This window comes from Branchiibius hedensis (assembly GCF_900108585.1).
Taxonomy (GTDB): Bacteria; Actinomycetota; Actinomycetes; order Actinomycetales; family Dermatophilaceae; genus Branchiibius; species Branchiibius hedensis.
On the sequence record NZ_UESZ01000001.1, the window covers coordinates 25,977 to 45,832 of the forward strand.

19 protein-coding genes are annotated in these 19,856 nt (G+C 67.8%); 6 read left to right on the plus strand and 13 right to left on the minus strand.

Annotation, left to right across the window (positions count from 1 at the left end; genetic code table 11):
• Positions 1–11: 11 nt before the first annotated feature.
• Positions 12–680 carry a cobalamin B12-binding domain-containing protein gene (locus tag DR843_RS00165; protein WP_170119699.1) on the plus strand — a complete coding sequence of 223 codons (669 nt, stop codon included), beginning with the start codon at positions 12–14 and terminating at the stop codon, positions 678–680.
• Here the strand turns inward: DR843_RS00165 and DR843_RS00170 are convergent.
• From DR843_RS00170 to DR843_RS00180, 3 genes are read right to left on the minus strand one after another with little or no spacing between them, the layout of a single operon-like run.
• The gene (locus DR843_RS00170) at positions 677–2,206 is read right to left on the minus strand and encodes a GMC family oxidoreductase (RefSeq protein WP_109688237.1); all 1,530 of its coding nucleotides are present in this window, start codon (positions 2,204–2,206) and stop codon (positions 677–679) included. The genes DR843_RS00165 and DR843_RS00170 overlap by 4 nt on opposite strands.
• An 11-nt stretch (positions 2,207–2,217) precedes the next feature.
• On the minus strand, positions 2,218–3,537 hold the full coding sequence (locus DR843_RS00175) for an alpha/beta fold hydrolase (protein WP_109683562.1): 1,320 nt from the start codon (positions 3,535–3,537) through the stop codon (positions 2,218–2,220).
• Positions 3,534–4,430 carry an SDR family oxidoreductase gene (locus DR843_RS00180; RefSeq protein WP_245933921.1) on the minus strand — a complete coding sequence of 299 codons (897 nt, stop codon included), beginning with the start codon at positions 4,428–4,430 and terminating at the stop codon, positions 3,534–3,536. Before DR843_RS00180 ends, DR843_RS00175 begins: the two co-directional genes overlap by 4 nt.
• Before the next feature lie 80 nt (positions 4,431–4,510).
• Between DR843_RS00180 and DR843_RS00185 the strand changes: the two genes are divergently transcribed.
• Positions 4,511–5,056 (plus strand): Dps family protein, encoded by a 546-nt coding sequence (locus tag DR843_RS00185; protein ID WP_109683564.1) that lies wholly within the window; start codon positions 4,511–4,513, stop codon positions 5,054–5,056.
• A 64-nt stretch (positions 5,057–5,120) separates the two neighbouring features.
• Here the strand turns inward: DR843_RS00185 and DR843_RS00190 are convergent, their stop codons facing one another.
• The 7 genes from DR843_RS00190 to DR843_RS00220 all read right to left on the minus strand — a co-directional run bounded on the left by DR843_RS00190 (position 5,121) and on the right by DR843_RS00220 (position 12,392).
• Complete coding sequence (locus tag DR843_RS00190) at positions 5,121–6,017, minus strand: SDR family oxidoreductase (RefSeq protein WP_109683565.1); 897 nt, start codon at positions 6,015–6,017, stop codon at positions 5,121–5,123.
• Positions 6,018–6,043: 26 nt separating this feature from the next.
• On the minus strand, positions 6,044–7,840 hold the full coding sequence (locus tag DR843_RS00195) for a glycoside hydrolase family 15 protein (RefSeq protein ID WP_109683566.1): 1,797 nt from the start codon (positions 7,838–7,840) through the stop codon (positions 6,044–6,046).
• Positions 7,837–9,030: an NAD(P)/FAD-dependent oxidoreductase gene (locus DR843_RS00200; RefSeq protein WP_109683567.1), complete on the minus strand. Its 1,194-nt coding sequence runs from the start codon at positions 9,028–9,030 to the stop codon at positions 7,837–7,839. The genes DR843_RS00195 and DR843_RS00200 overlap by 4 nt, the downstream gene beginning before the upstream one ends.
• Positions 9,031–9,101: 71 nt before the next feature.
• Positions 9,102–9,920, minus strand: a complete 819-nt coding sequence (locus tag DR843_RS00205; protein ID WP_281268765.1) for a Cof-type HAD-IIB family hydrolase — start codon at positions 9,918–9,920, stop codon at positions 9,102–9,104.
• A complete protein-coding gene (locus DR843_RS00210; RefSeq protein WP_109683568.1) occupies positions 9,917–10,318 on the minus strand; it encodes a VOC family protein in 402 nt (133 codons plus the stop codon). The genes DR843_RS00205 and DR843_RS00210 overlap by 4 nt, the downstream gene beginning before the upstream one ends.
• A 21-nt stretch (positions 10,319–10,339) precedes the next feature.
• Entirely contained in the window at positions 10,340–11,215 is an 876-nt protein-coding gene (locus DR843_RS00215; protein WP_109683569.1) for a class II glutamine amidotransferase, read from the minus strand.
• Positions 11,216–11,225: 10 nt separating this feature from the next.
• Entirely contained in the window at positions 11,226–12,392 is a 1,167-nt protein-coding gene (locus DR843_RS00220; protein ID WP_109683570.1) for an MFS transporter, read from the minus strand.
• 50 nt (positions 12,393–12,442) lie between these two features.
• Between DR843_RS00220 and DR843_RS00225 the strand changes: the two genes are divergently transcribed.
• A complete protein-coding gene (locus tag DR843_RS00225) occupies positions 12,443–12,658 on the plus strand; it encodes a hypothetical protein (protein ID WP_146202451.1) in 216 nt (71 codons plus the stop codon).
• On the opposite strand, the gene DR843_RS00230 is transcribed toward DR843_RS00225, so the two are convergent.
• Positions 12,655–13,464 (minus strand): alpha/beta fold hydrolase, encoded by an 810-nt coding sequence (locus tag DR843_RS00230; RefSeq protein WP_109683572.1) that lies wholly within the window; start codon positions 13,462–13,464, stop codon positions 12,655–12,657. The two genes, DR843_RS00225 and DR843_RS00230, sit on opposite strands and share 4 nt — an antisense overlap.
• A gap of 20 nt (positions 13,465–13,484) precedes the next feature.
• Between DR843_RS00230 and DR843_RS00235 the strand changes: the two genes are divergently transcribed.
• The 3 genes from DR843_RS00235 to DR843_RS00245 all read left to right on the plus strand — a co-directional run bounded on the left by DR843_RS00235 (position 13,485) and on the right by DR843_RS00245 (position 17,283).
• Positions 13,485–14,789 (plus strand): MFS transporter, encoded by a 1,305-nt coding sequence (locus DR843_RS00235; protein ID WP_109688241.1) that lies wholly within the window; start codon positions 13,485–13,487, stop codon positions 14,787–14,789.
• A 21-nt stretch (positions 14,790–14,810) separates the two neighbouring features.
• On the plus strand, positions 14,811–15,689 hold the full coding sequence (locus DR843_RS00240) for a DUF3626 domain-containing protein (RefSeq protein ID WP_211310155.1): 879 nt from the start codon (positions 14,811–14,813) through the stop codon (positions 15,687–15,689).
• 148 nt (positions 15,690–15,837) lie between these two features.
• On the plus strand, positions 15,838–17,283 hold the full coding sequence (locus tag DR843_RS00245; RefSeq protein ID WP_170119700.1) for an HNH endonuclease signature motif containing protein: 1,446 nt from the start codon (positions 15,838–15,840) through the stop codon (positions 17,281–17,283).
• Between the two features lie 26 nt (positions 17,284–17,309).
• Here the strand turns inward: DR843_RS00245 and DR843_RS00250 are convergent, their stop codons facing one another.
• Positions 17,310–19,232: a S9 family peptidase gene (locus DR843_RS00250; protein ID WP_109683574.1), complete on the minus strand. Its 1,923-nt coding sequence runs from the start codon at positions 19,230–19,232 to the stop codon at positions 17,310–17,312.
• The gene (locus DR843_RS00255; RefSeq protein ID WP_281268766.1) at positions 19,232–19,777 is read right to left on the minus strand and encodes an inorganic diphosphatase; all 546 of its coding nucleotides are present in this window, start codon (positions 19,775–19,777) and stop codon (positions 19,232–19,234) included. Before DR843_RS00255 ends, DR843_RS00250 begins: the two co-directional genes overlap by 1 nt.
• Between the last annotated feature and the right edge of the window lie 79 nt (positions 19,778–19,856).

The window sequence follows — 19,856 nt, forward strand, 5'->3', positions numbered from 1 at the left end:
TGGGACCAGCAGTGCACGACTCGAGTGACAACGCAGCCGCAGTGCTGCAGGGTCGCGAAGAGATCTTCGACGCGATCCTGGGTCTGGACGCGGACACGATGCGGCAGCTCATCCTCGGTTTCCAGGCATCCGGCGGCACCGACCTCGTCGTCGCCGACGTGCTGATCCCCGTCCTGCGTCGGGTCGGAGACATGTGGGCCAGCGGTCAGTTGAGCGTCCTGCACGAGCATCACGCCTCACGCATCGTCCGCTCGGTCATGGCCGAGTTCCGTCGTCCGGCGACGCAGATCGAGGTGCAGGTGCCGGTGGTCATGGCATGTCCGCCCGGGGAGTTGCATGACCTGCCCAGTCATCTGTTCTCTCTGATGCTGTTGGAGCGCGGACTGACGCCGGTGGTCCTGGGTGCGGACACGCCGTGGAAGGCGACCGCTGCAGCGGTGCGGTCCTGCTCGGCCCGAGCGTGCGTCCTGTCCGGGATGAAACCGGCCGGTCTGCGGCACCGATCCGCCGTCGTGAAGCTGCTCGCCCAATCGGCACCCGTCCTGGTGGCCGGTCCGTTGGGGGAGCGTACGTCGATCCCCGGCGTGATCGCCCTGCCGGCCAATTGGCGACTCGCCGGCGACCAGGTCCTCGCCGCGGCCACCCGAGCGACGTCTCCGGCCACCGTCGGCGCCTCCTAACCGGCCAGGAAACGCTCCGCGGTCCGCAACGCCAGGGCCATCGTGATCAACCCCGGATTGGCGCTGAGCGCGCTGGGAAACACCGAGTTGTCGCAGATCCACAGGTTCGCGATCTCATGGCTGCGCAAGTCGCCGTCCACGACCCCGAGTGCCGGGTCCGTGCTCATCCGGCAGGTCCCCAGGGTGTGTGCCGTGCGGCTGAGAACTCGCAGGTTCGTGCCACCGGCCGCTTGCATGATCCGGGTCATCGTGTCGGTCGCGTGCTGGTCGATCGCCTTCTCATTGGGCCCGGCGCTGAACGTGATGCGGGCGCGCGGGATTCCGAATTCGTCTGTCTCATCGGCCAGTTCGAGCGTGTTCTGCGCCGCAGGTAGGCACTCGGCGTTGATCCCGATGCCCACGGTGTACTGACTCTGCTCGAGTGCTTCCATCAACGGCGCCCCCCACAGGCCGCCGCCGCGCACCAAGGACGTCGCGTACGTCGCGGGCATGACCCCCAGCGACTGGATCAGGTAGCCGCCGGCGAAGTCAGCGTCCTTCGGGCGCACGAAATCCTCGGTGATCAGCGCCGACGGATACCCGCGGTAGCTGCGGACGCGGGCGTCGAACTGGGCCCACACCTGCGTGCCGCCGTGCGCCATGAAGTTGCGGCCAACCATGCCGCTGCTGTTGGCGAGGCCGGTGTGCAGCAGCAGCCGGGGGGTTTCGATCCCGCCGGCGCACAAGAACAGGTTGCGGCACCGCTGCCGTTGGGTGCGGCCGTCGCGCTGATAGACCACCGCAACCACCCGGCCGCGCACGTCCAGCTCAACACCGGTCACCATCGAATCAGGCCGGATCTCAGCGCCGTTGGCGACTGCAGCCGGCAGATAAGTCGTGTCCATCGTGCCCTTGGCCGTGAAACGGCAGCCCTGATGGCACTGCCCGCAGTTGACGCATGCGTGCCGCTCGCCGAAGCCGGGCTGGGCGCGCGCGACCGACAGCACCGCAGCGGGCGCGTCGGTCGCGGTGATGCCCAGCGCTTCGCATCCGGCGGCGACCAACCGGGCCGGACCGTTGCGCGGGACCGGTGCCTGGTCATAGACCCGGTCCGGGTCCCACGGGTACGGACTCGGACCGCTCACGCCGATGTCGCGTTCGGCCTGTCGCAGATAGCCGGTCAGCTCGGCCGGATCCACCGGCCAGTCGGTCCCGGCGCCCGTGATCTGGTTCAGTCGCAGATCACGGGGATCGGGGCGCGGGGTGAAGGCGCCCCAGTGCAAGGTCGACCCACCGACTCCGCGACCGCTGTTGTTCGGACCGAACGCCGTCGGGTCCTCGCCGCCGGACAGCCGCTCGGACATCCAGTTGATCTTCGCTGCGTCGGCCTCGTCCGCGCTGAAGTCAGTGGCCTCGAAGTTCGGACCTGCCTCCAACGCAACGACTTTCAACCCCCGAGCGGCGAGCGTCGCCAGGATGGGGGCGCCGCCTGCACCGGTGCCGACGACGACCGCGTCCACCTCGTCCGTCGTTGCGTAGTGCCGCATGTCAGCCAGCTTCACAGCGTTGTCCCCAGCTCTTGCGGCTCCCAGGCATCCCGTTCGCCGGGACCGAGGAGGTGGTAGCCGCGCCCGATCGTCGCGATTGAGCCCGCGGCGAACCCGTCGTACCCGATCCGGGCCATCGAGGCCGGGTGGCCGAGCCACTGGCGGATCAAGTCGACCCGGGCGTCCTCGAACCACGACCGCAACGCCGGGTTGTCGATCAGTGCCGACACGGTGTGCTCGTCGATGCTGGTCCCGGCCAACTGGTCGAGTGCGCTGCGGTAGGCCTCCGGATCCGGTGGCTGGCCGTCGGGCCGCCAGCCGTCACCCTCACCCCGTGCCAGTTGGGCATCGACCCGTGCCGCCACATCGATTGCCGGGTCGACCTGCGGGACAACGACTTCCGCGAGCAACCGCAGGGTGGTCAGTTGCCGCGCCGACAGGACCTTCGGTGTGTACGAAGGGTCGTCCGGGATCGCGCGGGCGGCGAGCGATCGGCGTACGGCGGGGATGGTGCGCTCGGAGGCGATCAGCGCACACCACTGGTCAGGCACCAACGGCGCGGTCAAGGACTGCTCGTGCAGATAGTCAGCGACGGCAGCGGCCAAGAACTCGGGTTGCTCCAGCGCGATCAGGTGCCCACAGTCCGGGACCGTCACGTACGACGCCCGCGGGTAGGTGCCTGCGTGCAGCCGGGGCTGGGCGGCGGCTCCCAGGTCGTCGTCCTGGTCACCGCCCAGGATGAGCGCCGGCAGCGGCAGTACCCCGATCTGGTCGGATACGTCCTGTTTCGAGCCGGTGGTCAGCCACTGCCGCCACACCGCGGGGGAGCAGCCGGTGATCGACGAGCGGACTGCGCCCTGGTCGGCGGCCGGCAGTGGGGAGGCGACGTTCTGCTCGATGAACTCCGCCGCGTCCGAACCTCTGATCGGCCCGCCCGTGGCCCAGCCCAGCATGGTGTCCCGCCGGTCCTCGTCCATCGGCTCCGGAGTGGGCGGCGACGGAGCCAGCAGGATCACACCGATGAGCCCGAAGAGTCCGATGTTCCCCGAAAGAGTCCGTGCTGCAACCGAACTGGTGACTTTGCCGCCCATGCTGTGACCGAGGAGCACCCAGGGCCCACGCACCACGGCAGCGATCCGCGCGATCACCGACGTCGTGAGTTCGCCGACCATGTCTGCGGGCAGCGATCCGGTGCACGCGAGCGATCCAAAACCGGGTAGGTCGAGGGCCACGACCTCGATGCCCTGCGGTCGAAGCGCTGTCGTGAGGTGGTCGTAGTAGCGCGCGTCGAGCCCCAGGCCAGGCAGCGCGACGACCGTGATGCCGCTCAGGGCGTCACCATCGCGCCGTTGACGTTCAACGTCTCGCCGGAGACGTAGCTGGACTCGGCGGACGCAAGGAAGACGAACGCAGGTGCGATCTCGGCTGGTTGACCGGCCCGCTCGTAGGTGCTCTCGTCATCGAAGTGCACCAGCTGGTCATCGGAAACCCCGTCGGAGACCTGCAGGGCGGTCCAGGTGGGTCCGGGCGCCACCACGTTGACCCGGATGCCCTGGGGTGCCAGTTGCTGTGCGAGCCCCTTGGCGAAGTTGTTGATCGCGGCTTTCGAGGCCGCGTAGTCCAGCCGGTCCGGGGCCGGTTTGTACGCCTCCAACGAGGCGGTCGCGATGATGCTGGCGCCTGCGGGCAGGTGCGGCAGGGCAGCCTTCACCAGCCGGAAGAAGGCGAACAGGTTGGTCTGGAAGGTCAGTTCGAACTGCTCGTCCGGCAGGTCGAGCACCGAGGCGACCGCGGTTTGCTTGCCGGCGTTGCTGACCAGGATGTCCAGCCCGCCCAGGGCAGCGAGCGCCTCGGCGACAACGCGTCGACAATCATCGGCGTGCGCGAGGTCGGCAACCACCGCGTGGCCGGAACGCCCCGCGTCTGCGATCTGCGTGAGTACGTGTGCCGCGTCCTGCTCCTCGCCGGCCCGATGCACGATCACCACGTCGGCACCTTCCCGGGCGAAGGCGATCGCGGCGGCCCCACCGATGCCGGAGTCGCCGCCGGTGATCAGCGCCTTGCGGCCGGTCAGTCGACCGGTCCCGCGGTAGCTGTGCTCACCCAGATCCGGCACCGGTGACATGCCACCCTGGAGCGCTGGTTCGTCCTGGTGCTGCAACGGTGGCGTCACTCGTGGGTACCGCTGGACGGGGTTGTCGAAGGTCAGTTGATCGCCAGGCACGTCCTCCACGCTAGGGCCAACCGGCACCGTCCCACCCGTGCTGGGGTAGCCCATCGGGTGGGAGTTGTTAGCGTCGATCCATGGCAACAATCGAGAAGACCAACAACCGCAATGCGCCCGGTGGGGTGGGTGCCAAGCGCACCAAGGAAGAGAACGCCGAGACCGGTTTCACCGCGTCGGCGGCGCTGACCAAGAACATGCAGAAGGTCCTGGTGGACCTGATCGAACTGTCGCTGCAGGGCAAGCAGGCGCACTGGAACGTCGTGGGCACCAACTTCCGCGACACTCACCTGCAGCTCGATGAGATCATCGATGCGGCAAGGGAATTCGGGGACACCGTGGCCGAGCGGATGCGTGCCCTGCATGCCCTGCCCGACGGCCGTAGTGACATCGTGGCCCAGTCCACCACCCTGCCGGAGTTCCCGCAGGGTGAGGTGCTGACCAAGGACGTCATCGATCTGATGACCGAGCGCATCGACGACGTGGCGCACACCTGCCGCGACGTGCATGACGCGGTCGACGAGGAGGACCCGACCACCGCGGACATCCTGCACTCCATCCTGGAGCGGTTGGAGCAGCTGTCCTGGATGGTGTCCGCGGAGAACCGCGTGCCCAAGAAGGCCTGACCCTCGCCCCACGAACGCCCGCCCGGTCCATGGGACCGGGCGGGCGTCGTACGTGCGGGATGGGTCAGGGGGTGGGCATCCCACCGTTGACGTTCAACGTCTCGCCCGCCACGTAACTGGACTCGGGGGAGGCCAGGAACACGTACGCCGGTGCCAACTCCGCGGGCTGCCCCGCCCGGCCGATCGGCGACTCGTCACCGAAGTCCTTCAGCTTCTCCTGCGGCTGACCGCCGGCCGGTTGCAGCGGTGTCCACACCGGGCCCGGGGCGACCGCGTTGACCCGGATGCCTTTGGGTGCCAGCTGCTGCGCCAGGGCCTTGGTGAAGGTGTTGATGGTGGCTTTGGTCGAGGCGTAGTCGACCAGGATTGCAGCCGGCGAATACGCCTGCACCGACGTGGAATTGATGATCGTGGACCCGGGCTTCAGGTGCGGCAGCGCGGCCTTGGTGATGTAGAACAGCGCGTAGACGTTGGTCTTGAACGTGGCGTCGAACTGCTCATCGGACAGCGTCGTCAGGTCCTCGTTGAACTGCTGTTTGCCGGCGTTGTTCACCAGGATGTCCAACCCGCCGAGGGCCTCGACCGCGTCGGCGACCAGCGACTTGCAGAAGGCCGCGTCGGTCAGATCGCCGGGGAAGGTGTACGCCGAGGTGCCGGCCTCGCGGATCAGTCCGGCGATCCGCTGGGCGTCCTCTTCCTCCTCCGGCAGGTAGCTGATGGCGACGTCGGCCCCTTCCCGAGCGAAGGCGATCGCGGTCGCACCGCCGATGCCGGAGTCGCCGCCGGTGATCAGGGCCTTGCGCCCCTTCAGCCGGCCGGTGCCCCGATAGGTCTGCTCGCCCAGGTCGGCGGCGGGAGTCATCTCGGCGTCGGTCCCCGGCCCGTCGAGTTCCTGGGCCTGCGGCTCGTTGGCTTCGTAGAGAGTGGTCGGGTCGGTCAGGGTGTATTGGTCGCGGGTCATGAGTTTCCTTTTGGGTGGTGGGTGGTTCAGCGGGTGCCGAGGATCTCGTCGGGGACGAGTTCGGCGATGGTCAGTACGGCGTTGATCAAGCCGAGATGACTGAGCGCCTGAGGTGTGTTCCCCCAGGCCGAGCCGTCGTCGGGGTCGATCATCTCGGCGTAGATACCGACGTCATTGGCGGCGGCGACGAGTCGATCGATCTGGTCGACGGCTTCCTGATGCCGCCCGACGCAGGCGAGGGCCTGGGCCCGCCAGAACGCGCAGGCGACGAAGGTCTTCTCCTCGTGTTGCATGCCTGAGTAGCGGTACAACAGGCCGTTGCTGCCGAGTGCTGCGGTGACCGCGTCGATGGTGCGCGACATCCGCTCGCCGCGATCGAACCCGGTCGGTGCGTGCAACAGGACCGAGGCGTCGAGGTCGGTGCCGTCGGCGTAGGCGACGTAGGACCCGAGTTCGTCCGACCAGCAATGCTTTTCGATCCAGTCACGGATGCGGTCCCGTTCGGTCTGCCAGCGCGCGCCGTGGCCGGGGATGGCGCCGGCTTCGGACAGCGAGACGGCGTCCTCCAACGCTTTCCAGCAGCTCATCTTCGAGCAGGTGTAGTGCCGCAGTTGGGGCAGCTCCCAGATCCCGGAATCCGGCCGGCGCCACAGATCCGCCACGGTGTCGGCGATCTTGGCCAGCAACCGACCGGTCTTGAGGTCCAGCAGGTTTCCGGCCTCGACGTACGTGCGGCAGATGGCGAACAGGTCGCCGTACGCGCCGAGTTGCAGTTGGTCCTGGGCGGGGTTGCCGTGCACGACCGGGCCGATCCCGTGCCAGCCGGGTACGTCGAACTGCCGGGGTTGGGGGACCGGCCCACCGTCCAGGGTGTACATGACGTGCATCCGGTCGCCGCCCTCGCGGATGGTGCGCAACATCCAGGACAGCGCGGCGTGCGTTTCCTCCCGCAACCCGAACCGGGTCAGGGCGTGGGCGGTGTACGCCAGGTCGCGCACCCAGGCGAAGCGGTAGTCCCAGTTCTTCTCTCCGGCAGGGCTTTCCGGCAGCGAAGAGGTCGCGGCCGCAGCGATTGCACCCGTCGGGCTGTAGATCAGCAGCTTCAGCGCCAGGGCACTGCGCTGCACCTGGTCGGCCCACGGTCCGTCGTAGCTGAACACGCGCGACCAGTCCTGCCAGTTGGCCACGGTCCGGTCGATGCCATCGCTGATCAGGGCGGGATCCGGCAGGTGCACCGGTTCCGCCTCGGTCGCCACCAGGGCCAACGCATGTTGACCGCCCTCCCGGGCAACGAACGCGCCGTGCAGAACCGGTCCGCCGGGAGCGTCGTGGACGGGATCGGTCGGGCCGTGGTCCTCGCCCACCACCGCGAGAGTCACGTCGGCGCAGCGCAGAACCTGGTGACCGTCGGTGTGTTCGACCCACGGTGAGGCGGTGCCCCAGGAAGTACCCGGTTGGACGGTCCAGCGCATCGCCACCTGCCCTTCATCGCACTCGACGCGTCGGGACAACTGCGCCCACGGCAGTCGACCGGCGATCCCGGAGACCATGGCGTCCGTCACGCGCACGGAACCGGACGACGTACGGAACGTGGTTTCCAGGACGTTCGTGCCGTCCAGGTATCGCCGCGAACTCTCGAAGTCCTCGGCCGGACACAGTTCGAGACAGCCACCGGTCTGCGGGTCCAGCAGTCGGGAGAAGATCGGCCGGGCAGCCAACCCCGGCAAGGGCAACCAGTCGATCCGGCCGTCGCGACCGATGAGCGCGACCGTGCGTCCGTCGCCGATGGGGGCGTAGGACTCGATCGGCTGATACTCGCTCAGCGGATCCTGCCGATCAGATCCTCACGGGACAGGGTGTCCGCGCTCGCCAGCACCTCGCGGGCCGCGTCCGTGGAATCCCAGACGTTCCAAAGCAGTACGCCGACCGGTTTGCCCTCGTCCAGGTAGTAGACGACGCCGGTGTCGAACGGCTCCTGCCAGTCCTCGACGACCTCCAACGACCCGTCGAGGCGGCCGACCGCCTCGTAACTGGCGGTGAAGACGTCGGAGTAGTACAACGGCGTGTGCGCGTAGGGCTGACCGGCGCCCGCCAGGTTGCGACCGGCGGCCTTGCCCATCTGCTCGGCGTTGTCCACGTGCTCCACCCGGCGTTGACCCAGGATCCGGTCGGGGTAGTTGGCCACATCGCCGCAGGCCCACACGTCTTCGGCGGAGGTCCGCAACTGCTCATCGACCACGATCCCGTCATCGACCGTGATTCCGGCGGTCTCGACGAGCGACACCACCGGCGTGATGCCCAGACCACTCACGACCGCATCCACGGTGACCGGATCACCGTCGGCAAGGTCCAAGCGGACACCGTCGTCCGTGACCTCTCCACCGACGACTCTTGTGCCGCCGACGATTTCGACTCCGGCGTCGATGAAGAGCTGCTCGAAATGCTTGGCCAGGTCGGGTGGGAAGACATTGCCGCCGACGACGGAGCCGTCGTGGATGAGCACGGTCTCGACATCGTTCTGCACCAACGCAGCAGCCAACTCGGTGCCGATGAAACCACCGCCGACCACGGCGATCCGGCCGTGCTGATCAGCCAGCGTCCGCAGATCGCGGTAGTTCTGCGCCGATCGGAAGGGCAACACCTTCGGGCCGGCCGGGACCGGCAGCAGCCGGGGTGCACCACCGGTCGCGATCAGCAATTTGCCGTACCCGACGGTGTCGCCGCCGGTGGTGTCCACCTCGTGTTCGGCCGGGCGGATGGTGCTGACGCTGCACTGCAACCGGATTTGCGCCCCGGTCGCATCAGCGGTGCCGAGCGGGACCGGATCCCAGGTGAATTCGGGATCGGTCCAGAGTTTCTTGCTCAGTGCCGGGCGGGTGTACGGCTCGTCGACGTCCTCGCTGAGGATGCCGATCGTCCCGTCGGCGTCGAGTTCCCGGATGCCCCGCGCAGCGGTGTCTGCCGACATGCCGCCGCCGATGATCAAATAGTCGAACTGCGTGGAATCGGCCATGGTCAAACGCAAACACGTCCGGGCCCGAGCCACAACGGCTCTCGGAACGTATCCGAGGGGGTGGGTGAGTGCTACTCAACCAGTGCGCGCAGGACGCGCACCACTCCGTCGTCGGTGTTGGCGGGCGCTTGGTAGGCCGCGACGGCGGTGATGTCCGGGTGTGCGTTGGCCATCGCGTAGGAGATGCCCGCTGATTCCAGCAACTCCTTGTCGTTGAGGTAGTCGCCGAAGGCAACTGTTTGCTCGCGGGTCACGCCGAGCGCCGCTTGCAGCCGTCGCAGCGCCTGCCCCTTGTCAACGCCCTGGTTCATCACGTCCACCCAGTGGTGACCGGAGATCACCACTTGATACTTCTCGGCGAAACCCTCGAGCGCCGGGCCCGCGCCCGTCGAGGACGACGTGAAGTCGTAGACCGCCACCTTGAGCACGTCGTCGTCGTACTCCAGGACATCGGGTAGGAGTTCCAGTCGCGCGTAGTACTTGTCCGCCTCGGCGCGGAACGCCGGGTCGTCCCGTTCGGTGTACGCCGATCGCTTACCGCACACGACGACACCCAGATCCAGGTCGGTGCGCGTTCGTAGCAGTTCCACGATGGACACGACGACGTCTGGCTCCAGCGTGTCGGAACTGATCTCGGCGCCGTCGCGCACGACGTACGTGCCGTTCTCGGCGATGAAGACCATGCCCTGCGAGTGAGAGGCGAAGGTGCGTTCGAGTGTGGCGTACTGCCGGCCACTCGCCGGAGCGAACACGATGCCGCGAGAACGCATTTCGTCAAGCAGTGGCCACAACGTCTCCGGGACAGCACCGTTGCCGTCGAGCAGGGTGCCGTCCATGTCGGCGGCAACGAGGCGCACGTCGGCGTGCTCGGGCAGGTCAAGATCGGTCACTGGGGCTCCGGAAGGTCGTTGTCGTAGAGGCAGAACGGATGGCCGGCGGGGTCGAGCATCACCCGCACGTTGTGTTGTGGCTGGAAGCCAGCTTCGCGCGCGCCGAGTGCGATGGCGTCCTCGATGGCCCCGGCGAGGTCGTCCACCTCCAGATCCAGGTGCAGCTGCATCTGCTGGTGGGTGGCCTCCGACGGCCAGGTGGGCACGACGTACGCCGGTTCGCTCTGGAAGGCGAGATTGACCGGCAGGTCAGGCATTTGGATGGTGCACCAATTCGGTTCGTCATCGGCCAGCGGCCAACCGAGCAGATCGGAGTAGAAGTGCGCCAAGGCTCGTGCGTCCGGCGCGTCGAGCACGATGCCCAGCCAGCCGCGGGGGACGCGTCCACGAATCGCCATGCATCCCAGCCTGGCACACGCTCACAACTGGATCGGCATCATCTCCAATTCGGTGCCGGGGGTCACGGTGCCGATGGTTCCGGCGGGGATCTCATGCCAGGTGCGCTCGCTCCAATGCAGTTCCAGTGGTTCGGAGACCACCAGGTGGCTGTCGATCGGCAAGTTGTCCGGGGTGCCGTCGACCGTCCGCAGGGACCGTGCGCCGAAGGAGTGGAACAGGGAGGGCGCCGCATCCCCGGTCGCGTCGGGGCTGATCCACCGCAGGATGATCAGCCGGGTGCCGTCGGAGGCGCACATCGTGGCCCGGAACGGTTCGGCGACCTTGTGATCGTGCCGGGCCTGCTCGACGCGGCCGATCATCCGGGTCAGCGCCGCCACCGGGTCGTCGGCCAGCCCATAGGTCAGGGCCAGGTGGAAGCACACCTCGGTGTCGCTGTTGCCCAGGATGAACGGGTAGAGGTCGGGGTCGACGTCCATCGTCAGATCTCGCTTGACCTGGGTGAAGCCGTTGATCTCACCGTTGTGCTGGAACATCCAGTTGCCGTGCACGAACGGGTGGCAGTTCTGCTCGGCGATGGTGCCGCCGGGGGCAGCGCGCACGTGCGACAGGAAACAGCCGGAGGTCAGTTGTGCGGCCAGGTGGCGCAGGTTCTGGCTGTCCCACGCCGGTGTGGTCTGCCGGAACTGGCCGAGCGTGCCGTCGCGGCCGCGCCACGCGAGGCCGAAGCCGTCACCGTTGGTGGGGAAGGCGTGATCGCGGAACTGCGAGCCGAGGTAGGAGCCCGGCACGAACCGGTCACGGGCCAGCAGGCTCTGGTCGAGCAACGAGTGATCGGGCCGGATCAGCACATCCTCGATCGGGATGTCCGAGCCGAGATAGGCCAGCCAGCGGCACATGGGTAACTCCTTATGACGAGTGAGCGGGTATCCAGATGATCTTGCGGTAGAGCGGGATTCCGGCGGCCGCCGCGGCCATGAGCACCACGAGAGCGACCGCCGGCAGCGCGGAGTAACCCCACATGGCCGCCAGGAACGAGGGGGCGATGGCCCCGATCACCGCGCCGGCAGCGATGATCCCGTTCAGCAAGCCCATCGCCGACCCCTGGTCACCTGGGGCGACTCGCACGATCATCATCGTGGCGGCGACGACTTCCGGGGCGTAGGCGATGGCCGAGGTCACGAGCGCGAGCGCGCCGATCACTGACTTGCCGGGCAGATCAGCCGAGTGGGCGACCGCCATCGCGGCGAAGGAGATCGCCGTGATCACCAATCCGATCAACAGGACCAGACCCGGGCCGACGCGGTTGGCGAGTTTGCCGCAGAACGGGTAGATCGCCGTACCGATCACGGCACCGACCAGGAAGAGCAGCGACGTGGTGGATGCGGAGATCCCGAAGGCGTCGCGCATGATCAGCGGCACCACGTTGAAATAGGTCTGCACCCCGGTCATGGTCAGCAGCCAGGTGAGGATGAAAATCGGGAAGAGTCGCCGGTGGCCCGGAGCCGTGGGGGAGGTCTTCTTCGGGGGACTGGGCCGCAGCTGCGGCAGCCCGATCCGGCCGAGCAGGAACCCGCACGCCAGCAGTACCGCAGTGACCAGCCAGCCCAGTTTGAGATGGGTCGCCGCGACGGCGGCGATGATCAACCCGACAACCTGCCCCGCGCCGTACGCCAATCGGAACCAACTCAGCCGGTCGTTCCACTCGTTCTGCGGGTGGGCTTCGACGACGAACAGTCCGGCGACCGTGCCGCACAGCGAGCCGGCGCCGCCGAAGACCAGGGCCAGCAGCGCCCACAGCCAGACTTCGCGGGTGAACGCGAAGCCGGCGACGGTCACGGCCATGATGGGGAAGGTCGCGAGGAAGACCGCGCGTTGCCGCCCAGTTCGGTCGGCCAGGGATCCCAGCACGGGGGCGAAGAGGCCGCCGACGTAGAACGCGGCCACCACGAGTCCGACGATCGTGGCGCCGTGACCCGCGCCGTCGACGGTCACCGGCATCAGGATCGGGGCGACACCCAGCACCATGAGCCCGGTGATCGCATAGGCGGAATACCAGGGTTCGAGCCAGCGCACGCCTAGAACCTAGTGCACGGGCGGTCGTGCCGCGGGTGCACAATTGCAGGGTGAACGCGCAGTGGACACCCGTGACCGGAGTGGACCAGCCGACCGGTCATCCGATCGGCATCGCCCTGGGCTTCTTCGGGTTGGCGCTGTTCTTCATCGCCATCTTCGTCGTCATGGCGTACGTCGGCCACCGCCGCCGCGTGCGCAACGGGCCGCCCCCGCCGCCGGTCTACCCGATCCTGGGCAAGCCGCGCGAGCCGCACACGAAGGACTAAGGCGCCGGGATCCGCGTGATCGCCTCGACCACGTCCTGGGCGTTGGTCTCCGGCAACCAGTGCTGGGCGTCGATCTCCCGGAACTCGTAGTCACCCTTGACGAATTCCGCGGTCTTCTCGGCCGCTGCCCGGCCCAGGAACGGGTCGCGGCTGCCCCACAGATAGGTGGTGGGCACCTGGGCCTTGGGTCCCCGCGGTGTTGACGATGTCTTGCTGAGCATCGCGCGGTACCAGTTCAGCGGGCCGGTCAGTGAGCTTGGATCCTTGAACCGCTCGGCGTAGCGCAGCGCCTGCTCCTTGGGGACGCCACCCTTGATGTAGAGGCCCGGCAACGTGCGCCCCACCGCGCGCTCGGCGACCCAGGGAATCTGGAAACCGATCATGTACGACGAGTGCGGCCATTGGCTGGGCGACTTCAACATGGCGGCGGTGTGCGGCGTCGAAAGCACCGTGACGCCCCACAGCCGATCGGCCAGTGCGCTGCGGGCGGCCCAGGCAACGCCACCGCCCCAGTCGTGCCCGACCAGGTGCACCCGCTCGGCGCCCGAGGCGTCGATGAGCGCCTCAACGTCCTTGACCAACTCCGGGATGACGTACGCCGATCGGCCGCGGGGCGTGGCGCGCGGGGAGTAGCCGCGCTGGTCGGGTGCGAGGGTCCGGTAGCCGGCCTCGTTCAGCAACGGCGTCACCTGGTCCCAGGCGGTGCGGTCCTGGGGAAAGCCGTGCAGGAGGATCACGACCGGTCCGTCGGCCGGGCCGGCGTCGGTCACGTCGAAGGTCAGGCCGTTTCGGGTAAAGGAGTCCACAGGGCTAGCCTGGCATGGCGATGAGCAGTACGGACCTGAGGTATCCCCTGGGCGGTCGCCGGGCGTATCTGGTCTGGGGTACCGCGGTCAGCATTTACTTCCTGGCGGTCTTCCACCGCAGCTCCCTGGGCGTCGCCGGCATCATCGCGGCGCAGCGCTTCCACATCACCTCAGCCCAGTTGGGCACCTTCGTGATGCTGCAGCTGTTCGTCTACGCAGCGCTGCAGGTGCCGGTGGGCGCATTGCTCGACCGCTTCGGCTCGAAGGTCCTGCTGATCACCGGTCTGGTGCTGATGACCGGGGCGCAGGCCGGATTCGCTTTCGCGGCAAGCTATCCCGCTGGTCTGGCCGCGCGCGTCGTGATCGGCGCGGGCGACGCGATGATCTTCGTGTCGGTGCTGCGGATCGTGGCGCTGTGGTTCCCCTCGCGACGAGCGGCAGTGATCACGCAGTTCACCGGGCTGATCGGGCAGATCGGCGCGCTCGTGGCCGCAGGCCCCCTCGCGGTCGCATTGCACGACTGGGGCTGGACGAAGACCTTCCTCATCGCGTCACTGGCTGGCGTCGTCTTCGGGGTGGCGCTGCTCGCGATCGTCAAGGACTCGCCGTACGCCAATCATCGCCAGGAGGAGGTGCGGCTGCGCGCGGTGACCCAGGCGCTGCGGGCGGCGTGGGCGCACCCGGGCACGAAACTCGGGTTGTGGTGCCATTTCACCTCACAGTTCGCGGCGACGGTCTTCGCGCTGATCTGGGGATTCCCGTTCCTGACCGCTGGGGAGGGTTTGTCGACGGCGATGGCCAGCACGTTGCTGTCGATCATGGTGGTGAGCTCCTCGATCGCCGGGCCCATCATCGGGGTCTTCTCCGGCCGGTTCCCCTACCGGCGCTCGCAGTCGGTGTTGGGCATCGTCGCGGCGATGGCGGTCGTCTGGACGGCGGTGTTGCTGTGGCCCGGCCGGGCGCCGCTGTGGTTGCTGATCCTGCTCGTCGTGGTGATCGCGATCGGTGGCCCGGGATCGGTGGTCGGCTTTGATCTGGCCCGCACCTTCAATCCGCCGGCCCGGATCGGGTCGGCCACCGGCATCGTGAATGTCGGCGGTTTCACGGCGTCCCTCTCGACGATCTGGCTGATCGGGGTGGTGCTGGACAAGGTCAACCCGGGCGGGGCGTCGGCGTACACCCTGGACGGGTTCCGGGCGGCGATGTCGGTGCAGTACGTCGTGTGGGGCGTTGGCGTGCTGATGATCCTGCTGCTGCGGCGCAAGACGCGTGCGCTGGTGGACACCGAGGAGGAGTACGCGCACCTGCGGCCGCTGGGGCGGTGAGAGCGCTCATATGATCGCTTGGTGAGCCGGCCGAGTGTGTGGGCTGCCGCGGCGGTCGAAAGAATTGATAGACGGGCCACGGGCCAGGAACTGGATCGCACGCAGCGCATCACCCTCAACTTTCACCCCGACCGTGCGACCGCGCGCGGGGTGCCGACGATTGAGGCTCTTGCTCTTGACGGTCTCTATCGCTCCCAATTCGAGACCGGGACCAGCAACGGCGGGCTGACCGCTCACCGCGGCGGGGCGCGGTGGCAGTGGGAGAACCAGCTGTTCGATGGTGCGTACGACGATGCCCCCGCCGCCGAGCGACCGAAGTATGGTGCGCTGAACCACCGTCGACGCGCTCTGGGTGGAGCGCCGCGCTTCGGCTCGGCCCACTTCCGGTTGGTTGAATCCGCGCTGGACCGGGCGACCTTCTGCTTCCCCGATTCCGCAATGAACCCAACTGATTTCGCGACCGCCAAGCACTTTGACCTGTTGCGGTTGGCGGACCGGTTCGATCGCATGGAGCGCGGTCCGGCGGTCGAACCCGAGGAGGGTGATCTGCTCGACGGTTACATCGAAGCGCAGGTCCACGGTGTCGTTGAGCTCGCTACCGACGTGGCGGCGCTCGTGCTCGACCCCTGTTACCGCGGCACGTTCGTGGAGGAGGTCGCCCAGCGGCTAGCCGTCGAGCTCGAATGGCACGAGGGGCGAATCCTCACGGTGGGTGAGCTCAGCCGTCGCGCCTACTACCGTGACCCCGGAGCGCAACGGGTGGGTCTCGCAATTGCACGTGACGGGGTGCTCGACGCGCGCATTGTCGGCGAGGCATCGCGGACCGGCCGCTTCCGCGCGCAAGATCTCAAGCAGGTCTGGCATCTGATCGCGCGATTCGGACAACCCGCCTTCGGCTGAGTGAAGGCATCGTTTTCAACTCGCCGTTGTGGATAGCGGTTGGCGTGTCAGCAGTTGTCCACACCGGCTGATGTGGCTCCGGTGGCTGTCGGTGCCGCCTCTTAGAATGGGTACATCAGTTCGGTTCTCGTGGGGACGGGGTGGGGTCGTGAGTGTCGCTGTTGCAGAACAGGTTTCGTGGGCCGATGGTGTCGCTGGCGTACACACCGCGTTGGATGCTCTGGTTTCCCACCGAGAGGTTGACGACCATCTCACCGACGCCGATCTACGGACACTCAGCGCGTCGCTGGCCCGGGCGAAAGCTCGGATCGATGCGGCGTTGATGGTGTTGGCCCGCGGGTTGCATGAGCGGGACACCGCCCGGGCGGTCGGCGCGACCAACACCGGGCAACTGTTGGCGGCTGATTTCGGGGGCGACCGGCGCGAGGGCAACGCCCTGGTCCGTGCCGCGATCCACCTGTCCAACACCCCGGTCGTGGAAGACGCGTTAGCTGAGGGCCGGGTGAACCGGGAACAAGCCGGGACCATCGCCAAAGCCCTCACCCACCTCCCCGTCGCCGTGGCCCCGGAGGACCGGGTCCGCGCCCAAGAATCCCTGCTCGATGCGGCCCGGTTGTTGTCGATCCAGGACCTGGGCCGGGCCGCGACCCGCGCCGCCGACGCCTTCAAGACCCCGGCCGAGGCGGACGAGCACGAAGAGAACCAACTACAAGCCCGGGAACGCCGCGCCGCCCGGGCGGCCCGGTTCTGGATGCGCGACAACCGCGACGGCACCCACCGCGGCGGCTTCACCGTCCCCGACACCGAAGCCGAAATGCTCCGCACCGCCATCGAAGCGTTGTCCGCACCCCGGCGCTACCACCTAGAAGACACCGAACCAGCCGAAGCGGCTGAATCAGGTGAGCCGGGTGAGTCGAGGGATGCTGGGTTGCCGTCGGACCAGGCGCACCGCCAAGGACGCGCGTTCGCCACGATCTGCACCCACCTACCCGCCGACGCCCTACCCAACGCCGGCGGGATCGCCGCCGTGCTCACCGTGAACGTCGACTACGACACCCTCACCGGCCAGGTGGGTCCCGGCACGTTGCCCTCGGGCACCCGGATCTCTGCCAGCAAGGCTCGTGAGATTGGCTGCGGGGCCGGGATCCTGCCCCAAGTCCTCGGCGGCAAGTCACTGCCCCTAGATCTGGGACAACTGCAACGGTTCTTCAACGCCACCCAACGCCGCGCCCTGGCCCTGCGAGACCGAGGCTGCGCCTACCCCGGCTGCGACCGCCCACCGCACTGGTGCGAAGGCCACCACTGGCGAAACCCCTGGACACCCCACAACCCCGAGGACCCCCATGGCGGCACTGATCTGGACAACGGGTGCCTGCTGTGCGCCCACCACCACCGGCTCGTGCACGACCGCAACTTCCAGATCCGCGAACGCCACGACCACCTCGAATTCCTCGTCCCACCAGTGATCGGACAGAAAACCAGCGCCGACTACGGCGGCGACCTCTTCACCCCCGACAACCCACCCGGCACACTCCGATGGCAACGCAACTACCACTGGTCAGCGCACAACCCGCCCGCTTGCAAGGGCGCCTGAGTTCGCCGGCCGCGCCACCGGACTGGCTACAGGTTGTCGATCTGGATCGGCGGCAGTGAATCTGCAGGAGTGAAACCGAAAACCCTTCCGTAGAAGGACAACTCGGCTTCGGTGGCCGCAGTGATGGTGTCCGCCCGGCGGAAGCCGTGACCCTCGCCCTCAAAGACGATCAGCGCAACCGGTAGACCCTTTGCTCGGACGGCGGCGGCCATCTCCTGGGCCTGGTTCGGCGGCACCACCTTGTCGTCGGCGCCCTGCAACAACAGCATCGGCGCCGACAGCCGGTCCAGGTGATGGATCGGTGAGCGGTCCCGATACGTCTGTGCCGCAGCGGGATACGGACCAATCAGCCCGTCCATGTACCGCGACTCGAACTTGTGCGTGTCGCGGGCCAGCATCTCCAGATCGCCGATGCCGTAGTAACTCACGCCGGCCGAGAAGGTCGTCGTCGCCACCAGCGACTGCAGGGTCGTGTAACCACCAGCACTGCCACCGCGCACGATGAGGCGGGCTGGATCGGCCCTCCCCGCAGCAGCCATCGCCAGCGCTCCTGCTGCACAATCCGCGACATCGAGAACACCCCAATTGCCCTGCAGCGCATCGCGATACGCGCGGCCATAGCCAGAGGAGCCGCGGTAGTCCACGTCCAGCACTGCGAAACCGCGGGACGTCCAGTACTGCACCGACAACGAGAAGCCGGTCGATGCCGACGACGTCGGACCACCGTGCGACTCGACGATCAGCGGCGGTCGCGAGCCGTCCGGCGCGCTGAACGAGGGATTCGTCGGCGGGTAATACCAGCCATGAACGTCACCAGGGGCTGACGCAACCGTGCTGGCCCACGACACCGGCTGCGGCAGCGACACCCACTCCGGCGGAAGCGTGACCGAACTGGCCGAGCGCTCCGTCGTCCACTGCCCCGACTCCAGACCGATCGTCGCCACCGAGCGTGGTCCGTCCGGCGGGTCGATGATGGCGGCGGCGGTTCCGCTCCACGAGGTGAGCGACGCAGTCCCGCCGGCCGGCAACACCGTCGTCAACTCGCCGGTCACGCGGTCCAACATCGCGATCGACGTCGACTCGTTCGTCGTCCGGGTGACCAGGAGATGGGTCGTCGACAGCACGACGTACGGCGAAAGGCCGAAAACCCACTGCGGACCGGCGTATTCGGCCTCGTCCGGATGCAATGCGGTGACTGTCGAGCCGCGCTGCGCGTAGAGGTTCCACCACCCGGTCCGGTCGGAGACGAAGATCAGGTCGCCGCCGGGTGCCCACCGCGGATGCAGCGCCGACTCGCCCGGTCCACCCGCGACCGGCGCCACATCGGACACGGTCAGGTCCTCACCCAGCACCCCGCGCTGGATCAGCGTCGCGTCCCACGGCATCGCCGGGTGATCCCACTGGGTCCAGGCCAATTCGCAATCGGCGGACAGTTGCGGGTCGGAGTAAAAGTCGGCGCCGGAGACCAGCACCGCGCCCGGACCTTCCTCGTCCAACCGCAGCGCCACGATCTCGTTGACCGGCTCCGCAGACGGCGAATGCGTCTCTCGCACGGCCAGCACCAGGCCACGTCCGGCGTGCACCCGCAGATCGGCGTACCGGACATCGGAAGAGGCAGGCGTCAGCGGCACCGGACCGTCATCGGTCACCCGGTAGACCCGCCCCGAGGTGAAGTCGGAGAAGACGACGACACCCAGTCGTACGGCGTACGCGCCGCCGCCGTATTCGTGCACCCGGGTGCGCACGTTGTACGGCGCCGGCACGACGAGCTCAGGTGCGCCCTCGGGCGATCGACGCCACAGGCCGACGCGGCCGCCCTCGGACGGGCGGGACTCCAACCAGTACAGGGTCTCGCGATCCAGAATCGGGTTGGACAGGCCGACGCCCTGGGAGGTCAGCATCGACGTGGTGACGATGGACTCCCAGGAGCCGTAGGGCGCGGTGGGCATCAGTGCTTGGGAACTACCCAGCGAGCGGTCGAGAACCCCTCGGCCTGCGCCCGGGCGATCGCCTCAGCGACGACCTTCTGCGCCTCAGCCGCGCCGACCCAGTGCGAACCCTCTTCGACGGACTTGCCCGGCTCGAGCGCCTTGTAGGTCTCGAAGAAGTGCTGGATCTCCTTGAGCAGGAAGGGCTCGACGTCCTCGATGTCGTTGATGGCGTCCCATCGCGGGTCGCCCGCCGGCACGGTCAGGATCTTGTCGTCGCCACCGGCTTCATCGACCATCTTGAAGACACCGACGGCGCGCGCCTCGACGATCGCCCCCGGGATCACCGAGTCGGTCAGCAGCACCAGCGCGTCCAGCGGGTCGCCGTCCTCGCCGAGGGTGTCCTCGATGTAGCCGTAGTCCGTCGGGTAGACCATGGAGGTGAACAGGCGCCGGTCCAGGCGGATGCGCCCGGTCTTGTGGTCGATCTCGTACTTGTTGCGGGTCCCACGCGGGATCTCCACACTGACGTCGAATTCCAGCTGGGCGCTGTTGTCGGTGCTCATCGATACTGCCTCGTTGACGTAGGGTCACGACCGGTGGTCGCTGCGGGTTGCCCGACAGTCTGACGCACGCGGGTGGGCA